Annotated in this window: 18 protein-coding genes; 15 read left to right on the top strand and 3 right to left on the bottom strand. The window is 69.2% G+C overall.

Annotated features, from left to right (window positions below; all coding sequences use genetic code 11):
• Positions 1 to 226: 226 nt before the first annotated feature.
• The gene (locus VGP60_RS02705) at positions 227 to 1,942 is read right to left on the bottom strand and encodes a DEDD exonuclease domain-containing protein (protein WP_327546210.1); all 1,716 of its coding nucleotides are present in this window, start codon (positions 1,940 to 1,942) and stop codon (positions 227 to 229) included.
• A gap of 111 nt (positions 1,943 to 2,053) precedes the next feature.
• Between VGP60_RS02705 and VGP60_RS02710 the strand changes: the two genes are divergently transcribed.
• The 5 genes from VGP60_RS02710 to VGP60_RS02730 all read left to right on the top strand — a co-directional run bounded on the left by VGP60_RS02710 (position 2,054) and on the right by VGP60_RS02730 (position 7,465).
• Entirely contained in the window at positions 2,054 to 3,433 is a 1,380-nt protein-coding gene (locus VGP60_RS02710) for an NYN domain-containing protein (RefSeq protein ID WP_327546211.1), read from the top strand.
• 230 nt (positions 3,434 to 3,663) lie between these two features.
• Positions 3,664 to 3,954, top strand: a complete 291-nt coding sequence (locus VGP60_RS02715; RefSeq protein WP_327546212.1) for a hypothetical protein — start codon at positions 3,664 to 3,666, stop codon at positions 3,952 to 3,954.
• 429 nt (positions 3,955 to 4,383) lie between these two features.
• The gene (locus tag VGP60_RS02720; protein WP_327546213.1) at positions 4,384 to 5,430 is read left to right on the top strand and encodes a C40 family peptidase; all 1,047 of its coding nucleotides are present in this window, start codon (positions 4,384 to 4,386) and stop codon (positions 5,428 to 5,430) included.
• A gap of 107 nt (positions 5,431 to 5,537) precedes the next feature.
• Positions 5,538 to 6,695 (top strand): glycosyltransferase family 4 protein, encoded by a 1,158-nt coding sequence (locus VGP60_RS02725; protein ID WP_327546214.1) that lies wholly within the window; start codon positions 5,538 to 5,540, stop codon positions 6,693 to 6,695.
• On the top strand, positions 6,695 to 7,465 hold the full coding sequence (locus VGP60_RS02730; RefSeq protein ID WP_327546215.1) for a hypothetical protein: 771 nt from the start codon (positions 6,695 to 6,697) through the stop codon (positions 7,463 to 7,465). Before VGP60_RS02725 ends, VGP60_RS02730 begins: the two co-directional genes overlap by 1 nt.
• Before the next feature lie 78 nt (positions 7,466 to 7,543).
• Here VGP60_RS02730 and VGP60_RS02735 read toward each other — a convergent pair whose 3' ends face one another.
• Positions 7,544 to 8,173, bottom strand: coding sequence for a uridine kinase (locus tag VGP60_RS02735; RefSeq protein WP_327546216.1), 630 nt, complete (start codon positions 8,171 to 8,173; stop codon positions 7,544 to 7,546).
• A gap of 64 nt (positions 8,174 to 8,237) precedes the next feature.
• Here VGP60_RS02735 and VGP60_RS02740 point away from each other — a divergent pair, with 64 nt between their 5' ends.
• From VGP60_RS02740 to VGP60_RS02785, 10 genes are all read left to right on the top strand, one after another.
• Positions 8,238 to 8,648 carry an SRPBCC domain-containing protein gene (locus VGP60_RS02740; RefSeq protein ID WP_327546217.1) on the top strand — a complete coding sequence of 137 codons (411 nt, stop codon included), beginning with the start codon at positions 8,238 to 8,240 and terminating at the stop codon, positions 8,646 to 8,648.
• A gap of 48 nt (positions 8,649 to 8,696) precedes the next feature.
• Positions 8,697 to 9,839 carry a cytochrome P450 gene (locus VGP60_RS02745; protein ID WP_327546218.1) on the top strand — a complete coding sequence of 381 codons (1,143 nt, stop codon included), beginning with the start codon at positions 8,697 to 8,699 and terminating at the stop codon, positions 9,837 to 9,839.
• A 118-nt stretch (positions 9,840 to 9,957) separates the two neighbouring features.
• A complete protein-coding gene (locus VGP60_RS02750; RefSeq protein WP_327546219.1) occupies positions 9,958 to 11,238 on the top strand; it encodes an adenosylmethionine--8-amino-7-oxononanoate transaminase in 1,281 nt (426 codons plus the stop codon).
• A gap of 239 nt (positions 11,239 to 11,477) precedes the next feature.
• Positions 11,478 to 13,751, top strand: coding sequence for a bifunctional SulP family inorganic anion transporter/carbonic anhydrase (locus VGP60_RS02755; RefSeq protein WP_327546220.1), 2,274 nt, complete (start codon positions 11,478 to 11,480; stop codon positions 13,749 to 13,751).
• Between the two features lie 127 nt (positions 13,752 to 13,878).
• Positions 13,879 to 16,089: a bifunctional SulP family inorganic anion transporter/carbonic anhydrase gene (locus tag VGP60_RS02760; protein ID WP_327546221.1), complete on the top strand. Its 2,211-nt coding sequence runs from the start codon at positions 13,879 to 13,881 to the stop codon at positions 16,087 to 16,089.
• A 76-nt stretch (positions 16,090 to 16,165) separates the two neighbouring features.
• Positions 16,166 to 16,888 carry a dethiobiotin synthase gene (gene bioD, locus VGP60_RS02765; protein ID WP_327546222.1) on the top strand — a complete coding sequence of 241 codons (723 nt, stop codon included), beginning with the start codon at positions 16,166 to 16,168 and terminating at the stop codon, positions 16,886 to 16,888.
• Positions 16,889 to 16,996: 108 nt separating this feature from the next.
• Positions 16,997 to 18,034: a biotin synthase BioB gene (gene bioB, locus VGP60_RS02770; protein WP_327546223.1), complete on the top strand. Its 1,038-nt coding sequence runs from the start codon at positions 16,997 to 16,999 to the stop codon at positions 18,032 to 18,034.
• The gene (locus tag VGP60_RS02775) at positions 18,021 to 18,218 is read left to right on the top strand and encodes a hypothetical protein (protein WP_327546224.1); all 198 of its coding nucleotides are present in this window, start codon (positions 18,021 to 18,023) and stop codon (positions 18,216 to 18,218) included. The genes bioB and VGP60_RS02775 overlap by 14 nt, the downstream gene beginning before the upstream one ends.
• Before the next feature lie 50 nt (positions 18,219 to 18,268).
• Positions 18,269 to 18,874 (top strand): DUF2567 domain-containing protein, encoded by a 606-nt coding sequence (locus tag VGP60_RS02780; RefSeq protein ID WP_327546225.1) that lies wholly within the window; start codon positions 18,269 to 18,271, stop codon positions 18,872 to 18,874.
• Positions 18,875 to 18,991: 117 nt separating this feature from the next.
• Positions 18,992 to 20,053 (top strand): M48 family metallopeptidase, encoded by a 1,062-nt coding sequence (locus VGP60_RS02785; RefSeq protein ID WP_327546226.1) that lies wholly within the window; start codon positions 18,992 to 18,994, stop codon positions 20,051 to 20,053.
• 64 nt (positions 20,054 to 20,117) lie between these two features.
• Here the strand turns inward: VGP60_RS02785 and VGP60_RS02790 are convergent, their stop codons facing one another.
• Positions 20,118 to 20,684 carry a DUF3455 domain-containing protein gene (locus tag VGP60_RS02790; protein WP_327546227.1) on the bottom strand — a complete coding sequence of 189 codons (567 nt, stop codon included), beginning with the start codon at positions 20,682 to 20,684 and terminating at the stop codon, positions 20,118 to 20,120.
• Between the last annotated feature and the right edge of the window lie 7 nt (positions 20,685 to 20,691).

Genomic DNA, 20,691 nt, shown 5'->3' on the forward strand with positions numbered 1-20,691 from the left:
GGACCTCACCGAATGGATTCTGTAGCACGCCCTCGTAGAAGCAGGTCACGACGCCCGAAGTCCCCACGTCCAGCTGTCGTACGAGCTCACCCGCGTCAAGATGGCACGACGTCGACCAGACGACACCCACCATCATCCCCCCACACCCCGGCACCCCACCCACCATTTTCCACAGCTCACGATGGCCCCCAGGGCCCCACAAAGCTGTCGACAGATGGCGACAGACCTAGTTCACGGTTTCGAGCATGGTGGCGGTGGAGGCCAGGTCCAGCCACGAGCTCCAGCCACCCGCGGCCGTCGCGGGCTCGGCCCACGGCATGGAGCTCCGCACCAGCCGTACCCCCTGCCGGCCCAGCCACCGCAGCAGGACGCCCACTTCCTCACCGTTCGCACCGAACAACGGCCCGGGCTCCGGCAACACCGTCTCCGCCGACGCCACCAGCGCCTCCACCACCGGCATCGGCGGCGTCCCGCGCCGCGCGACGCCCGCGGACGCGAGCCGTCCGTACCTCAGCACGGCGAACTCCCAGCCCCCGTTGCCGTCCGGATGCGCGGCCACCAGCTCCGGAATCCGCGCCAGCGAGGCCAAGCGATGCGCTCTGTCCACCGCCCGCACCAACCCGGCGAGTTCGTCGCGATGGCGCGCCGCCTGCTCGAAGTGTTCAGCCTCCGCGAGCAGCTCCAGCTGCTGAGCGGCAGCGCGTAGTGGATCGCCGCCGCGCCCGGCGATCAGCTCGGCGACCGCGGCGACACCGGGGGAGTATTCGTCGGCGCTCTGACGGCCGTCGCAAGGCGCACCGCAGCGGCCGATCTCGGCGAGCACACACGGCGTGCCCGCCGGGGACTTCGTCGAGATGCGCTGGGTACACGTGCGAAGCCCCGAAGCGCCCGACAGAGTGTCGGCCGCTTCGCGTGCCGCGCTCTGTGACCGAAAGGGCCCGAGCGTCCCGTCTTTTGCTATACGCACCACCGAAAGCCGGGGGAACGCCTCCTCGGTGAGCCCGACCCACCATGACTTCTGCGTGTTCTTCGAACGCCGGTTGTAGGCGGGTCGGTGCGCGGCCAGCAGACGCAGCTCCCGCACCTCGGCTTCCAGGGAATGCGCGCACTCGATCGCGTCGACCCGTTCGGCCAGCGCGACCATTTCCCGGATCCGGCCGCGGCTTTCCGACCCGGTGAAGTACTGCCGGACGCGGCGGCGCAGGTTCGACGCCGTGCCGACGTAGAGCACTTCCTCGCTCGGTCCGCGAAACAGGTAGACCCCGGCCGTGGCCGGCAGATCCGCGGCCATCCCGCGTTTCTTGCGCTGGGCGTCGCTGACTTCGGGCAGGTAGTCGAGCAGCTCTTCGAGTGAGTGCACGCCGACGCCGCCGACGCGTTCGAGCAACGAATGCAGCACGTCGACCGTCGCGCGGGCGTCGTCGAGCGCCCGGTGGTTCGGTGTCGTGCGGGCGCCGAGGAGCGCGGCCAGCGCCGACAGCTTGTAGCTCGGCGTCTCCTCCCGGGGAATCACCCGGCGGGCGAGCTTGACCGTGCACACCACGGCCAGCCGCGGCCACAGGTACCCGTGTTCCTGGCAGGCCGCGCGCATGAAACTCGTGTCGAACCCGGAGTTGTGCGCCACCAGCACCGTGCCCGCGATGAACTCCAGGAACGCCGGCAGCACCCGCTCGATCCGCGGCGCGTCGTGGACCATCGCCGTGGTGATGCCGGTCAGCGTCACGATCTGGGGCGGGATGGGCATCCCCGGGTTCACGAACGTGCCGAACTCGCCGAGCACCTGCCCGCCCCGCACCTTGACCGCGCCGATCTCGGTGATGCCGTCCGCTCCGTGCCTGGTCCCGGTCGTCTCGAGGTCGAAAACCACGAATGTCGTGTCCCGCAACGGTGTTCCCAGTTCATCGAACGAGAGTTGCGTCTCCGGCCGTCGCCCCGCATCCATGATCGGCACCCTAGGCGCGACCACCGACAATCTCCGGCAGGCGCGGTGCCGTGGCGTGCGCAAGGCGTCCCATCCAGCGCACGGTCCGGCGTTGAGGCCTACGCTGTGCCAATGCACCCGCAGCCCGCCGAGCAGGACCAGCCCGAGGACGCCGTATCCGGCCCTTCGGGTGAACTCCCGCGGGCGGAAGCGGCGCCCGAGGCCGAACCCGTCGACTGGGCGGAGCTGCCGGAACCGGTCCGTGACCGGATAGCCGAGCTGGCCGCCGCGGCGCTGGGGAAACTGCAGACGGTCGACGTCCCGCGGCAGCTGCGGCCGGTGGCGAAGTTCGCCCCCGCCAAGCGCGCCAAGCTGGGCGCCGGCGCGCTGATAGCCACGCTCGGGGAGTCCTCCCGGTTCCGCACCGCGGTGCTCGAATGGCTGCGTGACCACCGGCCGGACGCGCTCGACCCGAACTCGGCCGACTCCGTCGCCGGGGCGGCCGCGGCGGTGCTGCTCGGTGAGTCGAGCGCCACGACCCGCGTTCGCCTGGTCGCGAAGAACGCCGAAGAAACCACTTTGCGGGCTGAGCGCGATGCCGCGGTCGCCCGTAACCAGCGCCTGGAAGCCGAGCTGGAACGGCTCCGCGCCGAAGTCGTCGAAGCGCGCGCCGCCGCCGAGAGCGTTCGTGGTGAGCGTGAGGCCGACCTCGACAAGCTCCGTGGCCGGTTGCGTGAGCAGGGCGTGCTGCTGCGCCAGGCCAAGGACGCGGCCGAGCTGGCCCGTACCGACGCCGGTCGGGGCGAGGTCGAACGCTCGGCCGAGCTGAAGGCGTTGACGGTCAAGCTCGAGCGGGAACGCCAGCGCGCGGCCAGTGAGCGGGTCCGTGCCGAGCGGGCCGTCGCGGACGCAGAAGTCGCCCGGCAGTCGGCGAAGGAAGCGCGCCAGGCCGACGAGGTGCGGCTGGCGTTGCTGATCGGCACCATCGACGGCGCGGTCAACGGGTTGCGTCGCGAGCTTTCGCTGGGCGACGGCGGGCAGCGGCCCGCGGACACCGTGCGCGGCGCGAGCGTCGGCATGGCCGAAGGTGGCCGGGTGCAGGACGTCGTCGCGCTGGACAGGCTGCTCTCGCTGCCGACGGTCCATCTCATCGTCGACGGCTACAACATCACCAAGACCGGCTATCCGGAGCTCGCGCTCGCCGATCAGCGCGACAGGCTGGTCAACCAGCTTTCGGCGTTGGCGGCCAGGACGGGCGCCGAGGTCACCGTCGTGTTCGACGGCGCCGGCGTGCTCTCCGTGCCCGCGGCCACCCCGCGCGGTGTGCGGGTGCTGTTCTCCGACCGGGGCGTCCTCGCCGACGACGTCATCAGGGCGCTCGTCGCCGCCGAGCCGCCCGGCCGCCCGATGGTGGTCGCCACCTCGGACCGCGCCGTCGCCGACTCCGTCCGCCGCCACGGCGCCCACCCCGCCCCCGCCGCGGTGCTGGTCAGCCGCCTGGGCCGGGTCTGAGTCACGCAAAGCGGGAGCAAGGGACCTTTACTGCCGTTTGGCGGTAGTAAAGGTCCCTTGCTCCCGTCCTTTACGGCGATGGGGAACCGCACTGTGGAACGGCACTGTGGAAACACATTCGGGACGCCGTTGTGCGGCACCGATACCCAATCGGACCCGTGCCGGTCAAAACTGTCGGTGGTCGAACTTAATGTGCGTGAGAGGAAGCCAACGAGCTCGAGGAGCGAGCCATGAAGCTCAGGCCGGACGCCGTGGACATCGGCGCTATGGACATCGACGACGTCGATACGATCCTCGTCGATTGTGATCGGTGTGAAGTCCGTGGTGACGCCTGCACCGACTGTGTGATCAGTGTGTTGTTCGGCGCTCCGCCGGTCGCCGAGTGGGACGTGGACGAGCAGCGTGCGATAGACGCGTTGATCGCCGGCGGCCTCGTGCCGGGGCTCCGGCTGCTGCCGATGGTTCCGGGCGCTGAAAGGCCGGAATCGAGGCCGTTGAATGCCCGTCGGCGGCCCGCGTGAAACACCCGGTTCGGGTGGCGCGCCGAGCGGTCGTTCGAGTTAGGTGAACGGTCGGTAATCGATTTTCTCCCAGCTTGTGCCATCAGTCACACAGATCTTTCCTTCCAGGTCCGATGGTGTTTCGGCGCATTACCCACAGTTTTGCCCGTCCCACTGGTGGACGTACCGGCCATCGTTTCGTAACCTTACCGAGATCTCGTGGCCGTAAGCCGTCACAAAAAGTGGTGGCTACGCGGGATTGTCGCCGAGTCAGCTTCGTCGGGGAGCTGAAACGGAACCACCGCGCCACCAATCCAGTTGCGGTAGAGCTCTGCTTGACGGCGGGGCCGTACCGAACGGGTGCCTCAGGTACGCGGCGGGAAGAGGGCCCCCGACCTTTTCCCGGATCTGGTCCCGTCGGCGGCCGACAGCAAAGGAGACACGCGCGACGTGCAGTCGCATCCCATCAAGCGCGTTGTTTCGGGCGCATTGGCAGCCACCGCCGTTATCGCGGCAGTGAGTTTCGTCCAGTCCCCCGCCACCGCTGCCCCAGCCCCTCAAGTTCCCCCGACCGAAACCTCGGACACGCTCGCCCAGTACCGCGACCTCGCGGCACAGGCCGAGAAGATCAACGAGGAGTACCTCAAGGCCCAGGACGACTTCAACGCCAAGCAGGCCGAGTTCGACAAGGCCACGCAGGACCTGGCCGCCGCCACCGACGCGGGGACCAAGGCCACCGGCAACGAAGAGCGCTACCGCGTCGACGTCGACAAGTTCGCCGGTGCCTCGTTCACCAGCGGCGTCCAGCTGAACAAACTTTCCGCGTTGCTCGCGGGCAGTTCGGCACAGGACTTCCTCGACCGCGCGTCGGCGCTGGACGTGCTGGCCACCGATCGCAACCGCGCGCTGACCAACCTGACCGGCGCCGTCGACCAGGCCTCGCGGGCCTCGAAGACGGCGGCCGACGCGCAGGCGCGGACGCAGGCGGCCAAGGACGCGGCGGCCAAGCTGAAGGCCGATATCGAGGCTCGCCAGAAGTCGCTGCAGGACCAGATGAAGCAGATCGAAGAGGCCAACAAGAAGCTCACCGCGGCCGACAAGGCGGCGCAGAGCGACAAGGGTGGCTCGATCCCCAACGTCAAGGCTCCCGGGCCGGCGGCGCAGGCCGCGGTCGACGCGGCGCTCGCCAAGCTCGGCAGCTCCTACGTGTGGGGTGCGACCGGACCCGGCACCTTCGACTGCTCCGGCCTGATGGTGTGGGCCTACAAGAAGGCGGGCATCACGCTGCCGCGGTCCAGCCGTGAGCAGTCCACCTTCGGCCAGGCTGTCTCCCGGGACCAGCTGCAGCCGGGTGACCTGGTGTTCTACTACTCGCCGGTCTCGCATGTCGGCATGTACCTCGGCAACGGCCAGATGGTGCACGCGCCCACTTCGGGTGACGTCGTCAAGATCTCGCCGCTGCAGGCTCAGTACGCCGGAGCCCGCCGCCCCGGTTAACGGGCGGACGGGTTCACTCGCCCTGGTGCGCACCACTAGCCGTGGTAACGCACCAGGGCGTTGGTGCGTTACCACGGGGGGTGGTGCGTTACCAGTAGCCTTCCCTTGTGCTGAGGACGCTTCTCGTGACCAACGACTTCCCGCCACGGCCCGGCGGCATCCAGAACTATCTGAACTCGCTGGCCACCAGGCTGCCCGCGGACGATCTGGTGGTCTACGCGCCGTCGTGGGAGGCCAGTTCGGGTTCGCACGGCGAGTTCGACGCCGCGGCCCCGTTCGAGGTGGTCCGGCACCCGACCTCGCTGATGCTGCCGACGCCGGACGTGCTCCGCCGCGCGAAGGAGATCATGCGGTCGCGTGAGTGCGAGGCCGTCTGGTTCGGCGCGGCGGCCCCGCTCGCCCTGCTGGGGCACTCCCTGCGGGACGTGGGCGCCCGCCGGGTCATCGCGTCCACCCACGGCCACGAAGTCGGCTGGTCGATGCTGCCGGGCGCACGACAGGCCCTGCGGCGCATCGGCGACACGGCCGACGTGCTCACCTACGTCAGCAAGTACACCCGCACCCGGTTCGCCGCGGCCTTCGGCCCGATGGCCGGCCTGGAGATGCTGCCGTCCGGCGTCGACACCGAGCTGTTCCGGCCCGATCCTGGAGCCCGCGAGGAGATCCGCGCGCGGCACGGCCTCGGTGACCGGCCGACGGTGGTGTGCGTTTCCCGCCTGGTGCCGCGCAAGGGCCAGGACATGCTGATCCGGGCGCTGCCCGAGCTGCGCGAGCAGGTGCCGGACGTGGTGCTGCTGCTCGTCGGCGGCGGCCCGTACCGCAAGCACCTGACCGGGATGGTCGACGAACTCGGCGTCGGCGACAACGTCGTGATCACCGGTTCCGTGCCGTGGCAGGAACTCCCCGCGCACTACAACGCCGGGGACGTCTTCGCGATGCCGGCGCGGACCAGGGGCAAGGGCCTCGACGTCGAAGCGCTCGGGATCGTCTATCTGGAGGCGTCGGCGGCGGGGCTGCCCGTTGTGGCGGGGAACTCGGGCGGGGCGCCGGAAGCCGTGCTCGACGAGGTCACCGGGCATGTCGTGGACGGCCGTGATGTCGGCCAGCTGCGGGAAACCCTCGCCTCGCTGCTGCTGGACCCGGTCCGCGCCCAGCGGATGGGCCAGGCCGGACGCGAATGGGTCACCGAGAACTGGCGCTGGGACGTGATGGCGGAACGGCTTTCGGGGCTGCTGTCCGGTGGGCCGATCGCGGCCGTGCGCTGATGACGAACCGTGAGCTGTCCGCCGGGCGAAGACTGTTCCTCATCGCCTACGTGCCGGGGCCCGTGGTCGCGCTGGGGTTGTCGCTGTCCCTGGTGCTGAACACCCCGTCCGGCGAGATCGAGACGGGCACGGCCTGGGGCGTGGTGCTCTGGGTGGCCGTCTCCCTCGGTTTCCTGACGTTCGGTTACGCGAAACGGAATTCACCGAGCTGGTGGCCGAAGATCGTCGCTGTCAGCGTCTTCTTCTTCGGCGCGCTGACCGGGCTGGCGGCCGCGACGGTGTTCGTGGTCCACGACATGCCGGTGGGCGTGGCGTTCGGCCTCGGGGCGGCGGTGTTCGTGGTGTGCGGGATAGTCCCGTGGGTGGTGGTGACCCGGGCGGCCACGAAGGTGATCGAGTTGCCTGCCGCCGCGATGGTCGAGTCCGAGGTCGAACTGTCGTTTCCCCTGCGCGGTGAGGACGACGGCTGGTTCCTGGTCGGCCAGGACGAGGTCCAGGTGCGAATCCGGCGGCGTGTCCGCCGTCAGCTGGACGACAACCACGACGACCGGGTCGATTTCACCGGGATCCGGGAGCTCGAGATGATCGAGCTCCGCGAGCAGGAGAAGACCCATGTCGGGCTCGGTTACGAGGCCCACGCCACCGACGGCCCCGCGGTGCGATTGCTGATCCTCAGCGACAGTCGTAGCGACGAACCCGAGGAATGGATCGTGGCGACCGATCGGGCGTGGGAAGCGATTCAGGCCATCGAAGCACGCCGCTTGCCCTAGCGCGGATTTCGCGCCAGCCGTCCAGTTCGGTGACGAGGTCGGGGTCTTCGACGCGGTGGCGATGGAGCAGGGTGATCCTTAGTCGTAGCGCTGCGCGGGATGGTTCGGGTCGTCCACGCGCACGACGACGTCGGCCGTTTTCGCCGGTGTGGCCTCGTCTTCATACCGTTCGTACGCCGGGATAGCCCACTGGTCTTCCTCGGGTAGCCGGCGGCGCAGCGCGTTCGGCGAAAGCCACAGATGCACGCTGACGTCGACGTCCAAGCCGCGTCCCAGCAGCATTTCCCCGTCCAGCAGCAGGACTCCGCCCGGCGCGAGCGGGACCCGTTCCGCGCGGGTCGCGCGATCGCGTGCGGCGTCCCACAACGAGGGCAGGATCTCGCCGCTGCCCTCGCTGACCAGCGGATCCAGCACCTCACGCCGCAGCGCGCCGACGTCGAGCCAATCGGTGTAGCGGGCGTCGGGATCCTGTTTGCCGTGCTCGAAACGCAGCGACGCCGGCCGCAGGAAATCCACCGCGGAAACGCGCACGGTGTCGCGGCCGTGCACCCGCAGCGGCTCTACCAGGGAGTCCGCGAGCTCTGTGGTGTTGGTCGCACCGGCGGCACCGTCCACGAGCACGGTCGTCCACGGACGGTCCGTGACCTCCAGAACGCGCTGGGTCAGTTCTTGGGCCAAAAGAGCGAAGGAAACGGGGCGGTAGCGCACATTGACGATCCTGCACTTGGGGCCGACCCGGGAAACTGTCGGTACCCGATGAGATGATGGATATATGAGCGAAGTGGGGCGTACCGCGGATGCCGGTTGGCAGATAGGCGTTTCCAAGACGGTGGCGTATCCCGTCGCGGACGTCTGGGAGTTCCTCGTCAGCAAGGAAGGCGTCGAGATCTGGCTCGGCAAATGCCCGGAGCTGCCGCGCAAGAAGGGCGCCACCTACGAGACGGCGAACGGCACCGCGGGGGAGATCCGGAGCTTCCACGAGGCGGACAGGGTCCGCCTGACGTGGCGGCCGAAGGACTGGGAGCACGACTCGACACTGCAGGTCGCCGTCTCCGGCTCCGCGTCGAAGACCACCCTGCGATTCCACCAGGAATGGCTGAACGGCGCCGAAGAGCGCGAGCTGCAGCGAACGTATTGGAAGGACGTGGCCGAACGCTTGGTCACCGCGCTCGACGAACGCTGAGGGACGCGAGTGAAATTAGGCGAGGAGTTTTTCCAGAGTCCGCACGCGGTGGCGGAGCTGCTCAGGTCCGAAGGACCGGCGCGGCCGGTGACCATGCCGCGCGGGCTGAAGGCGTGGCTGGTGACGGGATACGCCGACGCACGCGCGTTGCTGGCCGATCCGAGGCTGAGCAAGGACAGCGGGAAGGCGCACGAGCTGTTCGCCCGCCAGGCCGGCGTGACCAGCGCGGAAACCCCCGCACTCGCCCGCCACATGCTGAACAGCGATCCGCCGGACCACACGCGGTTGCGCAAGCTGGTGAACAAGGCGTTCACCGCGCGGACGGTGTCGAGGCTGCGGCCGCGGATCGAACAGATCACCGACGACCTCCTCGACACGATGGCCGGGGCGGACTCGGCCGACGTGATGGAGAAGCTGGCTTCGCCGTTACCGATCACGGTGATCTGCGAACTGCTCGGTGTGCCGGAGGCCGATCGCAAGGCGTTCTCGGGCTGGTCCAACACGATTCTGTCGGCCGCGGCCGCCGGTGAGATCCAGCAGGCCGGGTTCCTGATGAACGGCTATCTCACCTCGCTCATCGAGGCGAAACGGGAATCCTCCACCGAAGACCTGCTTTCGGACCTGGCGCACGTTTCCGAGAACGGCGATCAGCTGTCCCCTGGTGAGCTGGTGGCGATGGCGTTCCTGCTGCTGGTCGCCGGGCACGAAACCACGGTGAACCTGATCGGCAACGGGGTGCTCGCGCTGCTCCGGCATCCTGACCAGCTGGCCAAGCTGCGGAGCGATCCCGAGCTGCTGCCGAACGCCGTCGAAGAGATCCTGCGCTACGACGGCCCGATCAACCTCGCGACGCTGCGGTTCGCCCTCGAACCGGTCAAGGTCGGTGACGTCGAAATCCCCGAGGGCGGGTTCGTCGTCATCTCGTTGCTGGGCGCGAATCGCGACGGCGAGCGCTTCCCAGAGCCCGAAGACCTCGACATCACGCGTGCCACGGGCGGTCACCTCGCCTTCGGGCATGGCATCCACTACTGCGTCGGCGCTCCGCTGGCCCGGCTGGAAGCAGAGATCGCCATCGGCCGCCTGCTCGCGCGCTTCGACGACCTGACACTGGTGGGTGACCCCGGGGAACTCCGGTGGCGCGAAAGCACCCTCGTCCACGGCCTCGAAACCCTCCCCGTCCGCTTCCGCTGACCCGCGTCCGCGCGCGATGTCTCGCGCGCAAGAGGTCGCCATCTGTCGACAGATGGCGACCTTGCAACTGAGCCGGGACGGGCGCGGCTGGGTGGGTGGCACGTCGTAGGGTGCGGCTATGAGTCCGGAGGAGTTACTGGCGGCCGACGCCGAACACGTCTGGCATCCGTACGCGCCGATGCCCGGCCGGGTCGAGCCGTTACTGGTGACCGAGGCGAGCGGGGTGCGGCTGAAGCTGGCCGACGGCCGCGAGCTCGTCGACGGCATGTCGTCGTGGTGGGCCGCGATCCACGGGTACCGGAACCCGGTGCTCGACGCGGCGCTGGCGGACCAGGCGTCCCGGATGAGCCACGTGATGTTCGGCGGCCTGACGCACGAACCGGCGATCACGCTCGCGCGGACGTTGGTGGAGCTGACGCCTGAACCGCTGCGGCACGTTTTCCTGTGCGACTCCGGGTCGGTGTCGGTGGAGGTCGCCATCAAGATGTGCCTGCAGTATTGGCAGTCGTTGGGGCGCAAGGGAAAGCGGAAGCTGCTGACCTGGCGCGGCGGCTATCACGGTGACACGTTCCAGCCGATGAGCGTCTGTGACCCCGATGGCGGAATGCATTCGTTGTGGCGCGGGACGTTGACCGAGCAGGTGTTCGTGCCCGAGCCGCCCGCGGGCTTCGGCGCCGGAGTCGATCAGTCCTATGTGGACGTTCTAGCCGCGGCCATCGAGGCGCACGCGGATGAGCTCGCGGCGGTGATCGTCGAGCCGGTAGTCCAGGGCGCGGGCGGGATGCGGTTCCACGATCCCGGTTACCTGCGCGCGTTGCGTGAGCTCACCGAAGCGCACGGGGTGCTGCTGATCTTCGACGAGATCGCGACCGGGTTCGGCCGGACGGGCCGGATGTTCGCCGCCGAGCACGCGGGCGTTTCGCCGGACGTGATGTGTGTCGGCAAGGCGCTCACCGGCGGCTATCTCACGATGGCCGCCGCGTTGTGTACCTCGGAGATCGCCGAGGGTATTTCGCGCGGCGAAATGCCGGTGCTCGCGCACGGGCCGACCTTCATGGGCAATCCGCTGGCGTCGGCGGTGGCCAACGCCTCGCTCGGTTTGCTGCGGGACGGCGACTGGGCGGCCGACGTCCGGCGCATCGAGGCCGGGCTGGCCGAAGGGCTGGAGGACGCGCGATCGCTCTCCTCGGTCGTCGACGTCCGCGTACTCGGTGCGATCGGTGTGCTCCAGCTCGACCATCCGGTGGACATGGCGGCGGCCACGCAAGTGGTGACCGAACACGGCGTGTGGCTGCGCCCGTTCCGGGACCTGATCTACACGATGCCGCCGTACGTCAGCGAGGACGCCGACGTGCGGGCCATCACCCAGGCGATGGTCGCGGCGGCCCACAAGGCTTGATCTGGCGGAATTCACCACAAAGAGTGTGACTGCGAACACTCGCTACTTAATGTGCATCAGTGCGTACCATCTGTAGTTGGTCGTAGTCCTATTGGACGCGAACGGGCGAGTGCTGCCGAGCCGGCCGATGCCCCTTATGTCTGGTTGGTCCCAGGGGTTCCTTGTTCCTCTTTTCGCAAGAGAACGTGAGATTCGTTTGCATAGCGGACTTTTGCGGTTTTGTTCGGTTTCCTACCCCCATGATCAAGACAGCAGGCGACGAACGGACCACCGGACCCCCAGGCGAAAGCCGGTGGGACACCGCACGCGAGAACCTCCGGCGCGACGTCCCCGCGTCGATCGTGGTGTTCCTCGTCGCGGTGCCGCTTTCGCTGGCGATAGCGCTCGCCGCCGGCGCCCCGATGGTCGCGGGCCTGACCTCGGCCGTCGTCGGCGGCGTGGTCGCGACCGTGTTCGGCGGTTCGGCGCTGCAGGTCAGCGGGCCGTCCGCCGGGCTGACGGTGGTGCTCGCCGAGACCATCACCACCTTCGGCTGGCCCGTCACCTGCGCGATCATCGTCGCGGCGGGTGCGGTGCAGGTCGTGTTCGGGCTCAGCCGTATCGCCAGGGCCGCGCTGGGCGTCTCGCCCGCGATCGTGCGCGGGCTCCTCGCCGGGATCGGCGTGACGATCGTGGTGGGACAGCTCCACGTGGTGCTGGGCGGCACCGCGCACAGCTCCGCCGTCGACAACGTCCTCGCCCTGCCGAGCCAGATCCTCGGCCACCACGACGAAGCCGTGGTGATCGGCGTGCTGACGATCGCCATTCTCCTGGTCTGGCCGCGCCTGCCACCGCTGGTGCGCCGCGTTCCCGGGCCACTGGCCGCGATCGTGCTCGTGACGATTCTGGCCGTCCACACCGGAATGACGCTGCCGCGCGTCGAACTCCCCGCTGATCTCACCGCCATCAGGTTCACCCCGCGGCTACCCGACAGTGGCTGGGTCCAGGCCGCGGTCATCGCGGTGACCATCGCCCTGATCGCGAGCGTCGAAAGCCTGCTCTCCGCGGTCGCGGTGGACCGCCTGCGCGACGGCCCGCGCGCCGATCTCAACCGCGAGCTCGTCGGCCAAGGCCTGGCCAACATGGCCTCCGGTTCGCTCGGCGGGTTCGCCGTCACCGGGGTGGTCGTCCGCAGCCTCGCCAACGCCGAAGCGGGTGCGCGGACGAGGATGTCCGCGATCCTCCACAGCGGCTGGATTCTCCTGTTCACTTTGGCCTTGGCGGGGTTTCTGCGGGACATCCCGCTGGCCGCGCTCGCCGGGCTGCTCGTCTTCGTCGGCGCCAAGCTGGTGAACCTCGACCATCTCAAGGAAGTCCGGCGGCACGGTGATCTGCCGGTCTACGTCGTGACGCTCGTCGGAACCGTGGCCGTCGACCTGCTGACGGGGATGGCGCTCGGCGTCGTCGTGTCGCTGATGATCATGCTGCGCCGCATGGTGTGGTCCGGAATCCACGTCGAACTCAGCCACACGGGTTCGAGGGTCGTCATCGAAGGCGCGCTGACCTTCCTGTCCGTGCCCCGGCTCGCGCGGGTCCTTGGCGAAATCCCCGAGGGCGGCGAGGTCACCCTCGAACTGCTCGTGGACTACCTCGACCACGCCGCCTTCGACAGTCTTTTCAGCTGGCAGAACGCCTACACCCGTTCCGGCGGCAAGGTGATCGTCGACGAGATCGGCCATCCGTGGTTCGCGCACGGCCGTTCGGGCTCGCCGACCGTCCGCCGGAGCCTGGTCGGGAAGGTCGTCCCGCGCTGGCTCGCGCCCTGGTCGGAGTGGCAGGCCGACCACGCCGACGTGCCGCCGCAACGCTCCGGCCCGGCGACGACGGCGATGTGCCGGGGGACCTCGGAATTCCAGCGACGGGCGGCACCGCTGATGCGCCGGACGCTGAGCAAGCTCGCGCACGGGCAGGAGCCCCACGCGCTGTTCATCACGTGCGCCGACGCGCGGATCGTGCCGAGCCTGATCACCACCAGCGGGCCCGGAGATCTCTTCACCGTCCGCAACATCGGAAACCTGGTGCCCTCAACGGAAACCGCCGGGGCGGAACCGGATTCGTCGGTCGGGGCCGCGATCGAATACGCGGTGGAAGTGTTGCGGGTACGCGAAATCGTCGTCTGCGGCCACTCCGCCTGTGGCGCGATGAAGGCGATGCTGGGCGACGGGCCCGCCTTGCTGCCGAACCTGACGAGCTGGCTGCGGCACGCCGCGCCGAGCCTGCGCCGTCGGGCCGTCGGGCGTCCGTTCTTAGTGGACGGTCGGCGGCCGGAGACCGAAGCGGATCAGCTCGCGCTGCACAACATTGTCCAGCAGCTGGATCATCTTCGGGAGTACCGGGTGGTCGCCGACGCGGAGGCCAAGGGAGAGTTACGTCTCACCGGGATGTACTTCGACGTCGGTGCGGCGCGGGTTTCCCTGTTCGAGTATGCGAAGCAATGTTTCTTGTCCGCCAATGGGATTCACTCGAAAGTGTGATCATTTCGAGTGGCGGTTGCGTGCTTTTCGGGGCTATCGCTGGTCGGCGCGTCAACGGCAGGTTAACCGAAGCTAAGAGCTTCTGGCATAGCGGACATTTCACGTACTTACCGGGAACCTGGTGATCATGAAACTCTCCACCGTCCTGCGCCACGACGTGCCCGCCTCCTTGGTGGTGTTCCTCGTCGCCGTCCCGCTTTCCCTGGGCATCGCGCTCGCTTCGGGGGCCCCCATCGTCGCCGGGTTGATCGCCGCGATCGTCGGCGGTGTGGTCGCCGGCGCGCTCGGCGGCTCGGCCCTCCAAGTCAGCGGCCCCGCGGCCGGGCTGACCGTGGTGATGGCCGAAACGATCACCACCTTCGGGTGGGCGGTCACCTGTGCCATCACCGTCGCCGCCGGCGCGCTGCAGATCCTGCTCGGGCTGAGCCGGATAGCCCGTGGCGCGCTGGCGATCTCCCCGGCGATCGTGCACGGCATGCTCGCCGGGATCGGCGTGACGATCGTGCTGAGCCAGCTGCACGTCCTGCTCGGCGGCTCGGCCCAGAGCTCGGCGATCGCGAACATCGTCGCGCTGCCGGGCCAGATCGTCGGGCACCACGACGAAGCCCTGCTGATCGGCTTGCTGACACTGGCCGTCCTGGTGCTGTGGCCGCGGCTGCCCGCGGCCGTGCGCAAGGTGCCCGGTCCGCTGGCGGCGATCACCGTCGCCACCGGGTTGTCGCTGATCTTCGGGCTGAATCTCGACCGGGTTGAGTTGCCGGGCGACCTGCTCCAGGCCACCTTCATGCCGCGGCTGCCGTCGGGCGGCTGGTTCGCCTTCGCCGTCGCGGTGGTGACCATCGCGCTGATCGCCAGCGTCGAGAGCCTGCTGTCCGCCGTCGCGATCGACAAGCTGCACACCGGGGCGCGGACCGACCTGAACCGCGAGCTCATCGGCCAGGGCGCGGCCAACATGGCGTCCGGCGCGCTCGGCGGGCTGCCCGTCACCGGCGTCATCGTGCGCGGCTCGACCAACGTCACCGCCGGGGCGAAGACGAGGGCGTCGGCGATCCTGCACGCCGTCTGGGTCCTGCTGTTCGTCGTACTGCTCGCCGGGGTGATCCAGAACATCCCGCTCGCCGCGCTCGCCGGGCTGCTCGTCTACGTCGGCGCGAAACTGGTGAACCTCGACCACATCCGCCAGGTGTTCAAGCACGGTGACCTGGCGCTCTACCTGGTGACACTGGCCGGGGTCGTGCTGCTCGACCTGCTCACCGGCGTCCTGCTCGGGATCGCGTTGTCGCTGGCGATGATGCTGCAGCGCACGGTCTGGTCGGGGATCCGCGCCGAGCGTGACGGAGACGGCTGGCGAGTGGTGGTCGAGGGCGCGCTGACGTTCCTTTCGGTGCCACGGCTGTCGAAGGTCCTCGCGACGATCCCGGGCTCGGAACGGGTGACGCTGGAGATGGTCGTGGACTATCTGGATCACGCCGCGTTCGAGAGCCTGTCGAACTGGCAGCAAGCCTACGAACGCTCCGGTGGCACGGTCGTCGTCGACGAGGTCGGGCATCCGTGGTTCGCGCGTGGGAAGTCCGAAGCGCCGACGGTGAGCCGCGGGCCGGGGCTGCGGGCGGTGCCGCGCTGGCTGGCGCCGTGGTCGGAATGGCAGGCCAAGGACGTCCGCCTGCCCGGCCAGCGGACGGGCGCGCTGCACCGCGGCGCGAGCGAGTTCCAGCGCCGGACGGCCCCGCTCGTGCAGTCGACGCTGTCCCGGCTCGCTGATGGCCAGGACCCGCACACGCTGTTCATCACCTGCGGCGACGCTCGGATCGTGCCGAACCTGATCACCACCAGCGGCCCGGGAGACCTCTTCGCGGTGCGCAACATCGGCAACCTCGTGCCCGCCCCGCACGGCCCGGACGCCCGCGCGGACGACTCCGTCGGCGCGGCCATCGAGTTCGCCGTCGGCGTGCTCGGCGTGCGGGAAGTGGTGGTGTGCGGGCATTCCAACTGCGGCGCGATGAAGGCGCTGAAGTCGGGACCGCCCGAGGGCATGCCGTCGCTGAACAACTGGCTGCGCCACGCCGAGCCCAGTGTCCGGCGCTTCGAGACCTCCGATTCCGTCCTGCTCGAAGGCCCCGCGCTGGTCGGGCACGACCGGCTCGCCCTGCACAACGTGCTCCAGCAGCTCGAGCACCTGCGCGGGTACCGGGCGGTCGCCGAGGCCGAAGCACGCGGCGACCTGCACATCACCGGGATGTACTTCGACGTCGGCGCCGCGCAGGTCTACCTGTTCGACCCGGTAGCGGAGTCCTTCGTCGGTGTCGGCGTGGAGCAGCCCGTCGCGACCGAACGCTGACCGAGGCCTAGGCCCACCCGTCTCCCACCACCACCCTCAACGGAGACGCTCCGCGTCGCTGCTAGCGTAATTGCACGTGAGCATTCTGGTGGTGACCGGCACTGGTACCGGCGTCGGCAAGACGGTGACCGTCGCGGCGATAGCGGCGCTGGCTCGTGATCGTGGCCAGCGGGTCGCCGTACTGAAACCGGCGCAGACCGGCGTGTCCCCCGAAGAGCCCGGTGACCTCGAAGAAGTCCGGCGGCTGGCCGGGGACGTCACCGTCCGGGAGCTGCGGCGATATCCCGACCCGCTGTCCCCGGAAGCGGCCGCGCGGCGCAGCGGTATCCCGCCGGTTTTGCCCGGCGAGATCGCGCAGGCGGCGAGCGCCCTCGACGAGAACCACGACCTGGTGCTCGTCGAAGGCGCGGGCGGGCTGCTGGTGCGGTTCGACCCGCAGGGCAGCACGCTCGCCGACGTCGCGTGGTCGCTGGGCGCGCTCGTGCTCATCGTCGCCGAAGCGGGCCTCGGCACGCTCAACGCGACGGCGTTGACGGCGGAGGTCGCCACCAGGCGCGGGCTGAACGTGGGCGGGGTGCTCATCGGCGCCTGGCACGCCGATCCGGACCTGGCCGCGGTGTCGAACCTCGAAGACCTGCCGGTCGCGGCCGGTGCGCCGCTGCTGGGCGCGCTGCCGGCGGGGATCGGGGACACCGACGCCGGCAAGTTCCTCGAACACGCCAGGGCGGGGCTCTCGCCGTGGTTCGGCGGGGAATTCGACCCTGAATGCTTCGTCGGGAGCGCGTCCGCACAGACGTGATTTCCGTCGCTGTGCGCTTGACCGCAAATCAGGCACGATGAGCCGGACTGTCTTGCACCACGCACACTTGCGCCACGAAGAACACTTGCACCACGAACAGGAGACCCCGTGACTTCAGCCCCCGAGAAGACGAGCCCCTCCGTCACCGGGACGGACGTGCTCGCCGTCGCGCGTGCGCAGGTGCTGGAGGGCGGCGTCGGCCTCACCGAGGAGCAGGTGCTCGAGGTGCTGCGGCTCGACGACGAGCGGCTTACCGAGCTGCTCGCGCTCGCGCACGAGGTGCGGATGCGCTGGTGCGGTCCCGAAGTCGAGGTCGAGGGCATCATCAGCCTGAAGACCGGCGGCTGCCCGGAGGACTGCCACTTCTGCTCGCAGTCCGGCCGGTTCCCGACGCCCGTGCGTTCGGCGTGGCTGGACATCCCGGGCCTGGTGAAGGCCGCGCGGCAGACGCTCGTCGCGGGCGCGTCCGAGTTCTGCATCGTCGCCGCGGTCCGCGGGCCGGACGAGCGGCTGCTCAAGCAGGTCCGCGAGGGCATCAAGGCGATCCGTGAAGACGGCAACGAGATCCAGATCGCCTGTTCGCTCGGCATGCTGACGCAGGCGCAGGTCGACGAGCTCGTCGAGATGGGCGTGCACCGCTACAACCACAACCTCGAGACGGCCAAATCGCACTTTCCCGAGGTCGTCACCACGCACTCCTGGGAGGAGCGCCGGGACACGCTGCGGATGGTGCGCGAGGCGGGCATGGAGGTCTGCTCCGGCGGCATCGTCGGCATGGGCGAGACCGACGAGCAGCGCGCGGAGTTCGCCGTGCAGCTCGCCGAGCTGGACCCGCACGAGGTCCCGATGAACTTCCTCATCCCGCAGCCTGGCACGCCGTACGAGAACTACGACGTCATCGAGGGCAAGGACGCGCTGCGGATCGTCGCCGCGTTCCGGCTCGCGATGCCGCGCACGATGCTGCGCTTCGCCGGCGGCCGTGAGCTGACCTTGGGTGACCTCGGCGCGGAACAGGGCATGCTCGGCGGGATCAACGCGATCATCGTCGGCAACTACCTGACCAACCTCGGCCGCCCGGCCAGTCAGGACATCGAGATGCTGGCGGACCTGAAGATGCCGATCAAGGCGCTCAGTGACACCATCTGACCCCTTCTGCGTCCACTGTGGACAGTCAGAGGCGGGCGGGGACCACCCCGCCTGCCACAACCCGCGCACCGCGCTGGAGCCGCCTCGGTTCTGCGCGCAGTGCGCGCGGCGCATGGTCGTCCAGGTGACCCCCACGGGGTGGTCGGCAAGGTGTAGCCGACACGGTGAACTGACCAGCTCCTAGCTTTACACCGTGAGCGGTTAGTCTCGGTGGACACAAGCGAAGGAGGCCGCGTGGCTGACTCGTCCGTCGGGGCACATCGGCCTTCGGCCATCGACGATCCGTGGACGCCGCCGTCCTTCGTGATCCCACACGAGCGGCCGAAGGTCCGGATCAAGGCCGACCTGCTGCCCGCGATCAGCGTGCTGTCCACCGCGGGCCTGCTGGGCATCCCGCTCGGCTGGCTGTGGTCGCGGATGGCGCCGCCGCAACGGGTGCGGGTGGTTTCGGCCGCGCCCGGCGACCAGCCCATCCCGCTGGAGCTGGAGAGCTGGCATCGCTTCGACGACCTGGCGATCTACGGCCTGCTCACGCTCGGCCTCGGCATCGTGATCGGCGCCGTGGTGTGGCTGCTACGCGAACGGCGTGGCCCCGTCGTGCTGCTCGCCGCCGCCGGGGGAGCGACACTCGCCGCCTGGCTCGGGACGCAGATGGGCTCGGCGTTCGCCAACAGCCGCTACGAAATCACCGGCGCGCCCGCGCTCGGCGCCGTGCTCGAACAGGCGCCGGTCCTCGAGACTTCGTGGGTGCTGCTCACCGCGCCGCTGGGCACGGTGCTGGTCTACGGCCTGCTCGCCGCGTGGAACGGCCGCGACGACCTCGGCCGCCGCTTGGGCTGAGCTTGGCCCGCTCGCCATCTGTCGACAGATGGCGGCCTCTCGCGCGCAAGACATTCAAACCGCCACCACGGGTTGGGCACAGGCCATAGGCTGCCTGGGACCGAAAGGGGCGGCAGCGTGCCGGACGAGATCCAGGTTTCACAGTCCACCAGTCGTGTGCGGTTCCGGGGCATCAGTCCCAGGGCGTACGAACATCCCGTCGACAGGGGTGCGCTGGCGTCACTGCGAGCCTTCCCCGGGTTCGCCCAGGTCCTCAAGAGCATTTCCGGGTTCTACAGCGAGCGCGGCGAGCGGTTGATGGCGCTCGCGTCGTCGATCCGGGTCGGGCCGACGCAGTATCCCGAGCTCGACAAGCTGCGCCGCGAGTGCGCCGAGACCCTCGACATCGATCCGGTGCCGAACCTCTTCGTGGAGCGCAATCCCAACGTCAACGCCATGACGATCGGCATGGACGAGCCGTTCATCGTGCTGACCACCGGCGCGGTCGAGCTCATGGACACCGAGACCCTGCGGTTCGTGATCGGCCACGAGATGGGCCACGTGCTTTCCGGGCACGCCGTCTACCGGACGATGCTGATCCGGCTGATCAACCTGCAGCTGTCGATGTCGTGGACACCGGTCAGCGCGCTGGGCATCCGCGCGGTCGTCGCCGCGCTCAACGAGTGGTTCCGCAAGGCCGAGCTGTCCTGCGACCGCGCGGGGCTGCTGTGCTCGCAGGACCCGGCGGTGGCGCTGCGCGCGCATATCCTGACCGCGGGCGGGATCGACCCGTCGAAGGTCGACATCACCGCGTTCCTGCAGCAGGCCGCGGAATACGAGTCCGTGGACGACATCCGCGACAGCTTCCTCAAGCTGCGCTACGTCGAGGGCATGTCACATCCGCTGGCCGTGGTCCGCGCCGCGCAGCTGCAGAAGTGGGCCGCTTCCGAGGAGTACCGCGCGATCCTGGCCGGCGACTACCCGCGCCGGGACGGCGATACCCCGACGACTTCGTGGTCCGACGACATGAAGTCCGCCGCGAAGTCCTACAAGGACTCGTTCTCGACGTCGTCCGATCCGCTGACGAAAGTCTTCAGTGATGTCGGCGAGGCGGTTTCCGGTGCGGCGGGCAAGGTGTGGAGCAAGTTCGGCACCAAGGACACCAACGGTTCCGCCGAAACCGGAGGCGCCGCCAGCTGACCCGGCTCAAAAATAGAAGCGGGTTGACGCGCTCCCCCCGACAAGAGCACGTCAACCCGCCGGCTCACTCGGCGACGAAGAAGGTGTACCTCGCCTCGTACCTGGAACTGACCTGGGTGCCGGGCGCGCACGTCCCGGTGGGCGCGAGACCGCCCTTGGTTTCCAGGCGCTGCACGAAAGTCACCTTGCCGAAGAGGCCGTCGCCCCGCGTCGCTGCGGCTTTCAGCAGGAGCTCCGGTATCGCGCCTTCGCGCGTGACCGACGCGCCGGGGACCGCGGCGGCGTTGACCGCACTGCCGTCCACTGTGGACACCCAGACCGGCCCGCGGGTGTGCAGCGCGACTACTTCGTTGTGCTGCGTCAGCGTCGCGTCCGGTTCCAGCAGGGTCCACGCCTTGTCGATGCACTGGTAGACCTGGACTCCCCGCGCCGGGAGGGTCGCGATGAGCTTGTTGCCCTTGGGGACGTCGATCGAGCCCGGGGCGGCTTCGATCGGCTTGGCCGGGGTGGCCGAGATCGAGAGGGCCGGCGCCGGGAGTTTGGGCTCTGCGTCCGCGGTCGAACACGCGGTGAGTGCTCCTGCGATGGCAAGGCCGCCGAGCGTTGCGGCGATGGCCTTCACGTGGTTCATGGGGGAC

This window comes from Amycolatopsis sp., assembly GCF_036008905.1.
Classification (GTDB): domain Bacteria; phylum Actinomycetota; class Actinomycetes; order Mycobacteriales; family Pseudonocardiaceae; genus Amycolatopsis.

Excerpts from the sequence above, each read along its gene's own strand:
- VGP60_RS02730 (WP_327546215.1), top strand. The coding sequence starts at position 6,695 with ATGACGAACCGTGAGCTGTCCGCCGGGCGAAGACTGTTCCTCATCGCC.
- VGP60_RS02740 (WP_327546217.1), top strand. The coding sequence starts at position 8,238 with ATGAGCGAAGTGGGGCGTACCGCGGATGCCGGTTGGCAGATAGGCGTT.
- VGP60_RS02705 (WP_327546210.1), bottom strand. The coding sequence starts at position 1,942 with ATGGATGCGGGGCGACGGCCGGAGACGCAACTCTCGTTCGATGAACTG.
- VGP60_RS02755 (WP_327546220.1), top strand. The coding sequence starts at position 11,478 with ATGATCAAGACAGCAGGCGACGAACGGACCACCGGACCCCCAGGCGAA.
- VGP60_RS02750 (WP_327546219.1), top strand. The coding sequence starts at position 9,958 with ATGAGTCCGGAGGAGTTACTGGCGGCCGACGCCGAACACGTCTGGCAT.
- VGP60_RS02715 (WP_327546212.1), top strand. The coding sequence starts at position 3,664 with ATGAAGCTCAGGCCGGACGCCGTGGACATCGGCGCTATGGACATCGAC.
- VGP60_RS02710 (WP_327546211.1), top strand. The coding sequence starts at position 2,054 with ATGCACCCGCAGCCCGCCGAGCAGGACCAGCCCGAGGACGCCGTATCC.
- VGP60_RS02790 (WP_327546227.1), bottom strand. The coding sequence starts at position 20,684 with ATGAACCACGTGAAGGCCATCGCCGCAACGCTCGGCGGCCTTGCCATC.
- VGP60_RS02760 (WP_327546221.1), top strand. The coding sequence starts at position 13,879 with ATGAAACTCTCCACCGTCCTGCGCCACGACGTGCCCGCCTCCTTGGTG.